A 12325-nucleotide genomic window follows, 5' to 3' on the forward strand; every position below is an offset into this window, starting at 1 on the left:
TTCAACCTGTTCCACTTATAAAAAATCAGCCTGAGGAGATCCCCATGAACGCTGCCCTCGACGTTCTGCAATCGACCCATCAGCACATCAACCGCGACCGCTTGTGGCAGTCGCTGATGGACCTCGCCAAACTCGGCGCCACCCCCAAGGGCGGTGTGTGCCGCCTGGCCCTCACCGACCTCGACCGCAAGGCCCGCGACTTGTTCGTGCAGTGGTGCGAGGCCGCAGGGTGCACGGTGACGGTCGACGGCATCGGCAACATCTTCGCCCGTCGCCCAGGCCGCAACCCCAACCTGCCACCGGTGATGACCGGCAGCCATATCGACACCCAGCCCACGGGCGGCAAGTTTGACGGATGCTTTGGTGTGCTGGCCGGTGTGGAGGTGCTGCGCACGTTGAATGACCTCAAGATCGAAACCGAAGCGCCGCTGGAAGTGGTGGTGTGGACCAACGAAGAAGGCTCGCGCTTTCCACCGTGCATGATGGGCTCCGGCGTGTTTGCCGAGAAATTTACCCTGGCCGACACCTTGGCCAAGACCGATGCCGATGGTGTGACGGTGGGTGACGCACTGAACGCGATTGGCTATGCCGGTTCGCGTGCGGTGAGTGGGCACAAGGTAGGTGCGTATTTCGAAGCGCATATCGAACAAGGGCCGATTCTTGAGGATGAGAAAAAAACCATCGGCGTGGTACTCGGCGCGTTGGGGCAGAAGTGGTTCGACCTCAAGCTGCGCGGCGTCGAAGCCCATGCGGGGCCGACGCCGATGCACCTGCGCAAGGACGCGCTGGTAGGCGCGGCGGCGGTGGTTGCCGCAGTGAATGCGGCGGCGCTGGGCCATCAGCCGCACGCGTGTGGCACCGTGGGTTGCCTGCAGGCTTACCCGGGTTCACGCAACGTCATCCCCGGTGAAGTGCGCATGACCCTGGACTTTCGTCACCTGGAGCCGGCGCGGCTGGACTCGATGATTGCCCAGGTGCGCAAGGTGATCGATGAAACCTGTGCCAAGCATGGCTTGAGTTTTGAGATGGAACCCACGGCGGATTTCCCACCGCTGTATTTCGACAAAGGCTGCGTCGACGCCGTGCGCGATGCGGCAAACGGCCTGGGCCTGTCGAACATGGATATCGTCAGCGGGGCAGGGCACGACGCAATCTTCGTCGCCGAACTCGGCCCGGCAGGGATGATTTTTGTGCCGTGCGAGGGTGGCATCAGCCACAACGAAATCGAGAATGCTGCGCCGGATGATCTGGCGGCGGGGTGTGCGGTGCTATTGCGCGCGATGGTGGCAGCCTCTGCAGCCATCGCCAGCGGCAAACTCGCGGCCTGAAATGCGGTTGAAAAATGTGGGAGGGGGCTTGCTCCCGATAGCGGTGTATCAGTTAGCTTATCTCTAGCTGATATACCGCTATCGGGAGCAAGCCCCCTCCCACATGTGTTTGATGTTAGATCCAGATGGCATCCCACAAGGGGTAGTCGCCGATCTTTTTGACCAATCCTGCCCGCAATGGATTAGCCACCACATACCGAGCCATTTTCACCAGGTCATCCTCCTTGCGCAGTGCCCGGTTGTGAAAGCTCTCCTGCCAGAGTCTTCCTTTGCGCCCACTTGCACCATTAACCGCCCGTGTACTCTTGGACTTCACCTGACACATCAGATCCCCCAAAGAGCCTTTTTTCAGCTCAATAATCCAATGGAAATGGTCCGGCATGATCACCCACGCAAGGGAGTTCGCGAGCCCTTGGTACTGAGCCAGCCGAAATTGCCAGACAACCAGCCGACCCAGGTGGAAGTCGCAAAAAATCGGGATGCGTTCGTGAGTGTTTGTCGTAATCAGGTAGATACGGCTCCGCTCGCTGAAGCGCCCGATGCGCAGGCGGTGTGAAGCGGGTAAGTCTGCCATTCCTTGGCCTCTCTTCCAGGGGGTTCTGAGAGGCTAGATCGGCTGTTGCAAGAGTGATCGACAGGCTTTTGGCTGGATGTGTCTGGAACGCCGCCATCGGGAGCAAGCCCCCTCCCACATTGGTTGTGCGGTGTTCATACATAGTGTGTCTAGTACAGGGCCCCCTCCCACATGGGTTCTGCGGCGCTCATACATTGTGTGTCTTACGCGAGCCCCCTGTGGGAGGGGGCTTGCTCCCGATGGCGGTGTGTCAGCTACACATGAGCTGACTGACACACGGCAATCGCAAGCAAGCAGCTTCTAGAGCGGTGCGCTGCCGAGAACATTCTCAGGCTCCCAACCCCCACCCAGCGCCGTCACCAACCCCACACTCGCCTGCAGCTGCCGGGTCTGCACCGCCTGCAATGTCCTTTGCGCCTGCAACGCCGCCGTCTGCGCGGTCACCACATCCAGGTAGCTCACAGCCCCAGCCTGATAGCTGTTCATCGCCAAGCCCTGTGTGTGCCCTGCCGCATCCGCTGCTGCCTTTTCATCCTGCGCCTCCTGCTGCAAATCCCGCAGTTGGCCCAGGTTGTCTTCCACTTCGCGCACAGCCTTGAGTACCTGGCTGCGGTACTGCGCCGATGCTTCGTCAAACTCGGCTTTGGCTTGGCGTTCATTGGCGCTCAGGCGGCCGCCATCAAAGATTGGCACATTCATCAATGGCCCCAGTGCCCAATAGCGATTGCCCGCAGACAGCAGATTGCCGACGCCCTGAGTCTGCCCGCCAATCAACCCGGTCAGGCTGAAATCCGGGTACCACGCGGCCTTGGCCACGCCGATGTTGGCGTTCGCCGCAAACACCCGGCGCTCCGCCGCTGCGATGTCCGGGCGACGTTGCAGCAGATGGCTCGGCAATTGCGCAGGGATGCCTGGCAACGCCATCAATTGTTGGCTTGGCGGCAACGTGAAATCGCTGGCCGCCACACCCACCAACTCACCAATCGCATGCTCGGTCAGGTTGCGTTGCCCGCTTACTTCGTCCAGTTGCGCCTTGGCTTCGGCCAATTGATTTTGCGCGCGGGTCAGGTCCAGTTCCGAGGCGATCTGGCCTTCATAACGGCTGCGCGTCAACTGCAACGCCTGGCTGAAATCATCCAGTGAGCTATTGAGGATCCGCGCCTGCGCGTCCAGCCCATTGAGTTGCACATACAAGGTTGCCAACTGGTGTTGCAGACTCAAGCGCGCCACGGCCAGATCATCGCCAGACGCTTGCGCCTGCGCATCACCGGCCGCCACCTGGTTGCGGATCTTGCCCCACAGGTCCAGGTCATAGCTCAACGAAAACCCGGCGGTATTGCTGTTGTATACCGACGGCTGCGTTGTGCCCCGCAACGGTCGCGAATCGGATTGCCGTTGGCGCAGCGGCTGCGCACTGGCGCTGATCTGTGGGAACAGCCCGGCGTGCAATTGGCTGGCATACGCCTGGGACGCGTCAAAGTGCGCCAGCGCCGCCGCCAGGTCCGGGTTGGCCTTGAGCAGTTGCTGTTGCAGGTCATTCAGGCGCGAATCGTTATAGAGCGTCCACCATTCGGGCGCCAGTTGGTCGCACGGTTGCGCGCTGTGCCAGGGGCCGTCGCTGGTCTGTTCGCGGTAGCCCGCCGGCAGCGCAACCGAGGGCACCGTGTAGGTGGGCGCCATCGAGCAGCCTTGCAAGGCCAGCAGCATCAGCGCCACGAGGGGGTTAAGCCTTGGGCGCATGGGCACCTCCCGAGGCATCGGCGAGGTGCACCGGGTCGCCTTCGCGCAGGGCGTCGGGTGGGTTGTCGATGACGCGGTCGGCGGGCTTCAGGCCCTGGTCGATCACCAGGCGTTCGCCGAGGTCCAGGCCGATGTGGATGGTTTGCAGGTGCACATGGTTGTGCGCGTCGAGCACCGCCACCTGGGTGCCTTGCGCGCGGAAGATCAAGGTGCTGGCCGGGATGCTCACGCCATGGGTGTCCGCCGGAATCGGCAGGGTTGCCTCGGCGTAGTCACCGGGCAGCAACTCGCCGTCAGGGTTATCGGCCACGAACTGCGCGAGCAGGGTGCCCGAGCGGCGGTCGATGGCGGTGGAGTCGCCGATCAGCCGCGCCTTGAAGTGCTCGCCGGGGTGCTCGGGCACGGTCAACTCAGCTTCAAGCCCCGGGTGAATCACCGCCGCGTAGTTCTGCGGCACCGGCACATACAGGCGCAACTGGTGGGTGTCGGCGATGTTGAACAGCTCGGGGGCGCTGTCGGTGTCGGCCTTGATCAACTGGCCGATATCGGTGTTGCGCGCGGTGATGGTACCGGCGAACGGCGCGCGCAGGGTCTTGTAGCTTTCCAGCGCTGTAAGGCGCGCGTAGTCGGCAGCCGCGGCTTGGGCGTTGGCTTTGGCAGCGGCGGCGTTGGAGGTTTTTTCATCGGCTTCCTGGCGCGATACCGAGTGGCTGGCCAGCAGGTTTTGCCAGCGCGTGGCGGTGGTTTCGGCGAGGCGCGCGTTCGCTTGTTGCTGGATCAGGCGGGCGTGGGTTTGTGCCAGCTGTTGGTCGAGGTCCGGGCTGTCGATTTCGGCCAGCACTTGCCCGGCCTTGACCTGGCTGCCGATGTCGACTTTCCAGTCCTTGAGGTAGCCGCTGACCCGCGCATGGATCGGCGCCTTGCTCCAGGCCTCCAGGTGGGCAGGCAGGCGCAGGGTGTCGCCGGCCACGTTCTGCTTGGGCTGCAACACCCTCACTTGGGCGATGGCGGCGGTTTCGGTCCAGGCGGTGACGGATTGTTCGTGCAGCGTGCGGGCATGCAGGCCGTTGGCGACCAGCAGGGCGGCCAGGGTCAGGCCGCCGATACCCATGAGCATCAGGCGCTTGCGCGAGGGTGTGTGATCAGACGACATGTGGGGTTTCTCCAACTGCAGCGCGAGTAGGGTGACGACCGTGGACCAGGCTGAAGACCACGGGAACAAACAACAAAGTGGCGACGGTGGCAAAGATCAAACCACCGATGACCGCCCGGCCGAGGGGGGCGTTCTGCTCCTCGGAAAGCGCCAGGGGCAACATGCCGATGATCATCGCCAGGGCGGTCATGCACACGGGGCGAAAGCGTGTGTACCCAGCCTCCATGGCGGCTTTCAAGGCGTCGCCATGTTCGGCCAGGCGCTCGCGGCAGAAGCTCACCACCAGGATCGAGTTGGCGGTGGCCACGCCCATGCACAAAATCGCCCCGGTCAACGCCGGCACCGACAGTGAGGTGCCGCTGAGAAACAGCATCCACACGATGCCGGCCAACGCGGCCGGCAGGGCAGTGATGATCACAAACGGGTCGGCCCAGGACTGGAAGTTGACCACGATCAGCAGGTAGATCAGCACCACGGCGCCGAGCAAACCCAGGCTCAAGCCGCTGAAGGCCTCATGCAACGCGTCGATCTGCCCATGCAGGCTGATCACTGCGCCTTTGGGGCGCATGGACGCCGTGTCATCCAGCACTTTTTGCACATCGCGGGCCACGCCGCCGAGGTCACGGCCTTGCACGTTGGCGTACAGGTCCAGTGTCGGCTCGATGTTGTAGTGGGTCACCACCGCCGGGCTTTGCACGCGGGAGATGCTCGCTACGCCGCCGAGGATCTGCGACTGCCCATCGGCACCGGTCACCGGCAAGGCTTCCAGTGACGGCAGGCTGTCGAGGCGGTATTGCGGCGTTGCAGCCACGATGGAATACGACACGCCGTTGGCCGGGTTAAGCCAGAAGGTCGGCGCCACCTGGGAGCTGCCGGCGAGGGAGGCGACCATGCTGTTGGTCACGTCACGCTCAGTAATGCCCAAACCGTTGGCGCGCATGCGGTCGACATTCACCTGCAGCGACGGGTAGCCGGTGGACTGCTGGATACGCAGGTCGGCGATGCCGGGTACATGTTGCAGGCGGCGTTCGAGCGCGACCGCATACGCGCGGTTTTCTGCGTCGTTGCGCCCGGAGATTTTCACGTCCAGTGGGGCGGGCGCGCCAAAGTTGAGGATTTGGCTGCTGATGTCCGCCGGCAGGAACGCGAAGTGGCTGCCGGGGAAACTCTGCGGCAAGGCTTCACGCAGCTTTTTCACGTAGTCGGCGGTCGGTGCGTGGTGCTTTTTCAGGCTGACCTGGATGTCGCCGTCCTGCGGGCCGATGGTGCCGCTGCTGCTGTAGGCCATGTCGATGCCGCTGAGCGGGATGCCGATATTGTCAACGATGGTGTCCAGCTCCTGTGGCGGGATCACCTCGCGAATCCGCGCCTCGATACGGTCGAAGGCGGCGGCGCTTTCTTCAATGCGCGTGCCCAACGGCAGGCGCACATGCAGGGCCAGGGCACCGGCATCGGTCGCCGGGAAAAAGTCCTGGCCCAGGCTCGGCAGCAGCAGGAACGACGCCAGCACGCAGGCCAGGAAGCCGACGATAAAGCGCGTGCGATGGCCCAGCGCCAACATCAGCAGGCCATGGTAGGTGTCGCGGATATTCGAGAAGTGCCGCTCGAAACCCTGCTGGAAATTCAGTACGGCTTGCAGGGCTGCGTGGCGCGGTTTCTTATGCTGCTCGCCTTCATGGTGGTTGATGAATGCATCTTCCGGATGATGGCCTGGCCCTTGCTCGGGTACGTGCGGTTTGAGCAGGAACATCGCCAGGGTCGGTACCAGGGTGCGCGAGAGGACGAACGAGCTGGCCATGGCAAAGATCACCGCCAGCGCCATAGGCCGGAACAGGTAACCGGCGATGCCCTGCAACAGGAACATCGGCACAAACACGATGCAGATGCACAGCAGCGAGACGAACGCCGGGCCGACAATTTGCGCGGCGCCGTCGAGGATCGCGGTCTTCACCGCCTTGCCTTGCTCCAGGTGCCAGTTGATGTTTTCGATGGTCACCGTGGCGTCGTCCACCAAAATACCCACCGCCAATGCGAGCCCGCCGAGGGTCATCACGTTGAGGGTTTGCCCGCTGATCGCCAGCAAAGCGATGGCCGAGAGCACGGCCAGGGGAATCGAGGCGGCGATGATCAGCGTCGAACGCCAACTGCCGAGGAACAGCAGAATCATCGCACTGGTCAGCAGCGCGGCAATGATGCCTTCCTGGGCCACGCTGCCCACCGACTGCTTGACGAACACCGAGGCGTCACCCAGCAGCGAGGTCTTGAGCGACGGCGGCAGGGTTTCGTTGATGCGCGGCAGCATCTGGCGGATGCCATCGATGATCGACAGGGTGGAAATGCTGCCGTTTTTCAGCGCTGGCATCAGCACGGCGCGATGACCGTCGACGCGTACGATGTTGGTCTGTGGCGGCGAGCCGTCACGCACGTGGGCCACCTGGCCGATGGTGATGATCGCGCCATCCACGGTCTTGATCGGCAGATCGTTTAGCTCGTCAATCGCCTTGGGGCTGTTGTTGAGCAGGATCGTGTATTCGTTGGGGCCGAGCTTGGCGGTGCCCACTGGGATAATCTGGTTTTGCAGGGCCAGGGCGTTGCCCACGTCCTGGGCCGACAAGCCTTTGGCGGCCAGCGCCTGCGGGTCGAGGTCGAGGGTTATCTGCCGTTGCTTGCCGCCCATCGGGGTCGGCATGGCCAGGCCGGGCAGGGCGCTCAGGGGCAGGCGGATATTGTTCTGCACCAGGTCGCGAATCTTGGCTTCCGACAGGCTGGGGCTGGAAAACGCCATTTGCAGGATCGGCACTGTGGAGGCGCTGTAGTTGAGGATCAGTGGCGGCGTGATGCCCGGCGGCATTTGCTTGAGCACGGTTTGTGACACCGCCGTGACTTGCGCGTTGGCGGTGCGGATATCCACGCCGGGCTGGAAGAAAATCTTGACGATGCCCATGCCGGGCAGTGATTGCGATTCGATATGTTCGATGTCGTTGACGGTAGTGCTCAAGGAGCGCTCGTAGGTGTAGATCACCCGACCGGCCATGGCGTCCGGCGACAGGCCGTTGTACTGCCAGACCACGGCGACCACGGGAATGCCGATATCGGGAAACACATCGGTGGGCGTTCGCAGGGCCGCCATCGGCCCGATGATGCAGATGAATATGGCCAACACGATAAACGTGTACGGCTTTTGCAGTGCGGTCTTCACCAGCCCGAGCATGCGTGAACCTCTTTAGGTGCAGGATTGCAAACCCCGGCAGTCTCACGCGACCCACCTAACACGCACCTTTCAGCCAGGTGAAGGAACATTTAGGTAAGGGCTGAAGATCGTTTCATATGTATTCATTTGTTCTGCAAGGGGCTGCTCTCCAAGCTTGTTCCCCATCAAACGCGACTTTTTCTGATGTGCTTTGGAGCCCTGCCTGCTATGTCACTTAAACCATTCAAACCTTTGTTGTTGATTCCCGCCCTGGGTGCAGTGTTGCTGTTGTCAGCCTGCGCCGGCCCGATCCCCCAAGCGGACCCAAGCGAAGCCTGGATCGGATTGAAAGAGGAAGCGCCGAATGACCTGTTGGCTGAACGCGTGGACGGCAAGCGCGTGGAGGATGGGCGCTTTTTTGAAGTGGCCCCCGGGGCGCATCGGTTGGATGTGACGTTATTCGAGGAGGAGGCCGGCGACGACAATCAGCAGGATTGTCAGGGGCGGGTCGAGTACAAGCACTTCAAGGCCGGTGAGCACTACACCCTGGTCGAGTCGAGCCTGGGCACTACCGTGCGCGCCGCGCTGGAAGATGGCCACGGCAAAGAGGTCGCGGCCACTCAGGACTTCAACTGCATGCCTGGCTAGGCGTGGTGCACCGCGGCCTTATGGGGCTTGGCGGGTGCAGCGGGTGTGGCGTGGGGGTGATGATGGCGACGGGTGATGCGCAGCACCCCCCACAACATGGCGCCGGCTACCGCCAGCCAACCGCAGATCAACATGAAAATCGTTGTTGCAAGGCTCATTCTGGCCTCCTTTCGCCCCGCAGGGGGCACACACAGTCTTCTCAATGGACAGTCTAGTCACTGGGCGGTTGCCTGCTATTGACCAATGGTCGTGCTGTCCAACTTGTTTGCTCTATGCGCGGCGTTTTACTGGCACTGCGGGCTATACCCGCGTGGCAGAGCGTCCTATGATCAGGGCCCTTACCGGCAGTTGATCAAGAGAGTAAAAAATTGCGGTTACGGTCGAACCTTAAAACATCCGTGCTACTGGCCTGTGCCCTCGGGCTTGCGGCCTGTGCCGGGCAGCCGTCGAAGCTGGCGGGCCTGCCGGAGCGCGTCGAACTCAATGGCGTACCGACGTTTCGCAGCGAGGCTTATCAAAGCGGCCCTTCGGCTTTGGCCAGCATGCTGTCGCAACAAGGCATTGTCATGACACCCGGCTTGTTGGATAAGCCGCTGCACTTGCCGGGCGGTGAGGCGGACCTTGAGCGCAACATGCAGGTGTTGGCGCGCGAGTACGGGCTGATGGTGTACCCGCTGGATGCCAAGCTCACCGCGGTGCTGGCGCAGGTGGCGGCGGGGTACCCGGTGATGGCGCGCATCGGCGGTGGGCTGTGGTCCGAGGCGCGTTACGTGGTCGTAGTGGGCTTCAACCAGCAGAAAAGCACGGTGCTGTTGCGCTCAGGCATGGACCGGCGGCTGTTGATGAGCTTCAGCGACTTTGAGTCGAAGTGGAGTAACGCCGGGCACTGGGCGATCCTCACCCAGCGTCCGAGCCAGTTGCCGGCCAATGTCGACGCGCAGCGTTGGCGCGCGGCTGCCGACGCGACGGGCCAGGCCGGGCAGGAGCGGGCGGCGGCGCAGGCGCTCAAGGTGTTGGCGGAAAGCAAGTAAACGACATTTCTGAAAACACCCTTGCTCAAATGTGGGAGGGGGCTTGCTCCCGAATGCAGAGTGTCAGTCAGCCGATATATCGACTGAATCACCGCATTCGGGAGCAAGCCCCCTCCCACATTGGATCGGTGTGTTATTCAGCGGCGAACTTCAGCAGCGTTTGGCCGATTCTTCAGGTTCTTGTCAGCCTTGTAGCGCAGCGCTACGTCCGGCACCGAGCCGCTCTTGCCGGTTTCGACCCAGTTACGGATGCGGCTGGCGTCGGCGAAGTGAGTGAATTTGCCGAACGCATCCAGAATCACCAGCGACACCGGACGATTACCCATGCTGGTCACCAGCACCAGGCAGTGGCCGGCCTGGTTGGTGAAGCCGGTCTTGGTCAACTTGATGTCCCAGTTGGCGCGGTTGATCAGGTGGTCGGTGTTGGAGAAGCCCAGGGTGTAGTTTGGCTTGCGGAAAGACACGGTCTTTTCCTTGGTCGTGCTCAGTTGGCTCAGCAGCGGGTAGTGGCGCGCGGCGGCCAGCAGTTTGCTCAGGTCGCGGGCGGTGGACACGTTGTGGATCGACAGGCCGGTGGGCTCGACGTAATGCGTGCTGGTCATGCCCAGCGCCTTGGCCTTGGCGTTCATTGCCGCGATGAAGGCTGGGTAGCCGCCCGGATAGTGGTGAGCCAGGCTGGCGGCGGCGCGGTTTTCCGACGACATCAAGGCGATCAGCAGCATTTCCTTGCGCGGCATTTCGCTGCCGATTTTGACCCGGGAGAACACGCCCTTCATTTCCGGCGTGTCCTTGATGTTGATATCGATGTACTCATCCATGTTCTGCTTGGCTTCCAGCACCACCAGGCCGGTCATCAACTTGCTCACCGAGGCGATAGGCACCACCACGTCGGGGTTGCTGGAGTAGATAACCTTGTTGGTCTGCAGGTCGACCAGCATGGCGCTGCCCGAGGCGATTTGCAGTTTGGAGGTGTCACGCGGGGCCTGGGTGGTTTCGGCTGCGTGCGCAAAGGTGCCTGTGAACGCAAACAACAGGCTGACAATAGAAAGACGAATTTTCACGCGGATGAACTCGCTAAAAAAGTAAGGAAATACCGTTCTGGAACGGGTTATATGACAAATGCCGTTACATTTTAGGAGTATGGGTCAGAAAGCGATAGATAGCCTTTAAATAAAGGCTGTAAGCCGATGATTGGTTAGGCTTGTACCAATTTTGTACCAATCATGGCTTGCTCAAGCTTTCCAAGCTCCGACCAGTCTGTAGTCGACGACAGCCATTTTGCGTAGGTCGTAAGCAAAACCTGAACGCTGTGCCCGAGCTGAACGGCGACGAATGCGGAGTTCATTCCGGCCATTAAACACATAGTGGCATAGGTATGGCGGCAGTTGTACTGGGGCCTGGCGCGTATTTCCAGCGCCGCCAGAGCCTTGGCGAACTGCTCTGCAGTCTGGGATGGCCGGCCGATAAACTCAGAACTTCCCGATGGTGGGAAAACGAACTTCGACTCCTTTTTGACCCTTCTACGCTGTTGCAAGCGGTCGTCGGCGATCTGCCTAGCCTGCCGTAATGCGTTCAGCGCCCGACTGTTCAGCATCACCGTCCTCGCGTACTTGGTCTTGGTGCGCTCCTGAACCTCTCCATCAACAACGATACGGCAGACGTGTGCAGTACGCGCCTCCAGATCGACCTCATCCCAGCGCAAAGCCGCTATCTCTCCAGTCCTCAAGCCGCTATAGAAAGCAAACTCAAAGTAGGCAGCAAACACCTGCACGCCTGGCTTCTTGAAATTCACATACATCCATTCAACGATTGCTGCCGCCTCTTCCCCGGAAAAAGGGTCGACCTGCTTTTTTGCCTTTTTCGGAAGCTTGATTGGCGCCGCGGGATTCCGATCAATCAGCTCGTCGTGGACCGCGGACTTGAGCAGCGAGGTAACCCGGGCGATGGATTCTCGCTTAATAGATTGCGTTTCCCATACGGTTTCGCTGATGACACGCCGCAGCACCATCGTAGTGATTGCCGTGATCGGCAGTTGGCCAAGCCAAGGCATCCAGTAGGTGTTGATCGTCGCGCGGTAGTTTCTCCGGGTGCCCGCTACAATCTCCAGGCTGTTTAACCAGGCCTGGGCGTACTCGCCGAATGTCATCTCCAGGGAAACCGGCATGTAGCTGGAGTTCGGGAAAAGCTCAGCGTAGCGCTGATCATCCAGAACCCCATGCTTGGCCAGGCTAATTACTTGATCGCGTAGATCGGCTGCCGCCTTGATGCCTTTTGGTGTTTGGGGATGCGCGAGAGTTTCGCAGCGGCGCTTACCGCGCCAGGTGAATCGAATGCGGACAGACTGCCCAACGAACTCAACTCCTGTGGGCAGGCCCATTGGCTTTCTAGCCATGCTTCATATCTCCTTATGCTATAAAAAATCCGGCCATCTATCTTGTTCCAAACCCCTTCTGGGATTACGCCGCGATCACGCTTTCCTTCCAGGGCGCGTTTTGTGGTGCCGATGATCTCGGCCATGCGCGCCTCCGGCACCTTGTCGAGCTGAAATGCTTCTGACTTTTCCTTGGCCTCAGCCATAGCTACCTCCCGCTGCCCGTACTGGGCGGCGTTGTCTTGATGATGTTCATGTTGTTTCCTTACTGCGCAGGGCGGCAAAAGGTT

11 protein-coding genes are annotated in these 12325 nt (G+C 61.2%); 3 read left to right on the forward strand and 8 right to left on the reverse strand.

What is annotated here, in order from left to right; genetic code table 11:
- Nucleotides 1-44 precede the first annotated feature (44 nt).
- Nucleotides 45-1328 (forward strand): Zn-dependent hydrolase, encoded by a 1284-nt coding sequence (locus GIW02_RS12205; RefSeq protein WP_236419342.1) that lies wholly within the window; start codon nucleotides 45-47, stop codon nucleotides 1326-1328.
- Between the two features lie 115 nt (nucleotides 1329-1443).
- Here the strand turns inward: GIW02_RS12205 and GIW02_RS12210 are convergent, their stop codons facing one another.
- The 4 genes from GIW02_RS12210 to GIW02_RS12225 all read right to left on the reverse strand — a co-directional run bounded on the left by GIW02_RS12210 (nucleotide 1444) and on the right by GIW02_RS12225 (nucleotide 8006).
- Nucleotides 1444-1902: an REP-associated tyrosine transposase gene (locus tag GIW02_RS12210; RefSeq protein WP_236419340.1), complete on the reverse strand. Its 459-nt coding sequence runs from the start codon at nucleotides 1900-1902 to the stop codon at nucleotides 1444-1446.
- Nucleotides 1903-2202: 300 nt separating this feature from the next.
- Nucleotides 2203-3642 carry an efflux transporter outer membrane subunit gene (locus GIW02_RS12215; RefSeq protein WP_236412655.1) on the reverse strand — a complete coding sequence of 480 codons (1440 nt, stop codon included), beginning with the start codon at nucleotides 3640-3642 and terminating at the stop codon, nucleotides 2203-2205.
- On the reverse strand, nucleotides 3626-4795 hold the full coding sequence (locus GIW02_RS12220; protein WP_236412657.1) for an efflux RND transporter periplasmic adaptor subunit: 1170 nt from the start codon (nucleotides 4793-4795) through the stop codon (nucleotides 3626-3628). The genes GIW02_RS12215 and GIW02_RS12220 overlap by 17 nt, the downstream gene beginning before the upstream one ends.
- Complete coding sequence (locus GIW02_RS12225) at nucleotides 4785-8006, reverse strand: efflux RND transporter permease subunit (protein WP_236412659.1); 3222 nt, start codon at nucleotides 8004-8006, stop codon at nucleotides 4785-4787. The genes GIW02_RS12220 and GIW02_RS12225 overlap by 11 nt, the downstream gene beginning before the upstream one ends.
- A gap of 207 nt (nucleotides 8007-8213) precedes the next feature.
- On the opposite strand from GIW02_RS12225, the gene GIW02_RS12230 reads away from it, so the two are divergent.
- Entirely contained in the window at nucleotides 8214-8633 is a 420-nt protein-coding gene (locus GIW02_RS12230) for a PA0061/PA0062 family lipoprotein (protein WP_236412661.1), read from the forward strand.
- On the opposite strand, the gene GIW02_RS12235 is transcribed toward GIW02_RS12230, so the two are convergent.
- Entirely contained in the window at nucleotides 8630-8791 is a 162-nt protein-coding gene (locus GIW02_RS12235; RefSeq protein ID WP_236412663.1) for a hypothetical protein, read from the reverse strand. The two genes, GIW02_RS12230 and GIW02_RS12235, sit on opposite strands and share 4 nt — an antisense overlap.
- A gap of 210 nt (nucleotides 8792-9001) precedes the next feature.
- Between GIW02_RS12235 and GIW02_RS12240 the strand changes: the two genes are divergently transcribed.
- Nucleotides 9002-9664, forward strand: coding sequence for a peptidase C39 family protein (locus GIW02_RS12240; RefSeq protein ID WP_236412665.1), 663 nt, complete (start codon nucleotides 9002-9004; stop codon nucleotides 9662-9664).
- 137 nt (nucleotides 9665-9801) lie between these two features.
- On the opposite strand, the gene pbpG is transcribed toward GIW02_RS12240, so the two are convergent.
- The 3 genes from pbpG to GIW02_RS27250 all read right to left on the reverse strand — a co-directional run bounded on the left by pbpG (nucleotide 9802) and on the right by GIW02_RS27250 (nucleotide 12241).
- The gene (gene pbpG, locus GIW02_RS12245; RefSeq protein ID WP_236412668.1) at nucleotides 9802-10725 is read right to left on the reverse strand and encodes a D-alanyl-D-alanine endopeptidase; all 924 of its coding nucleotides are present in this window, start codon (nucleotides 10723-10725) and stop codon (nucleotides 9802-9804) included.
- A 134-nt stretch (nucleotides 10726-10859) separates the two neighbouring features.
- On the reverse strand, nucleotides 10860-11996 hold the full coding sequence (locus tag GIW02_RS12250; RefSeq protein WP_236412754.1) for a tyrosine-type recombinase/integrase: 1137 nt from the start codon (nucleotides 11994-11996) through the stop codon (nucleotides 10860-10862).
- Entirely contained in the window at nucleotides 11897-12241 is a 345-nt protein-coding gene (locus tag GIW02_RS27250; RefSeq protein ID WP_236412669.1) for a hypothetical protein, read from the reverse strand. The genes GIW02_RS12250 and GIW02_RS27250 overlap by 100 nt, the downstream gene beginning before the upstream one ends.
- Nucleotides 12242-12325 lie beyond the last annotated feature (84 nt).

The organism is Pseudomonas syringae, assembly GCF_021606685.1.
Classification (GTDB): Bacteria; Pseudomonadota; Gammaproteobacteria; order Pseudomonadales; family Pseudomonadaceae; genus Aquipseudomonas; species Aquipseudomonas syringae_R.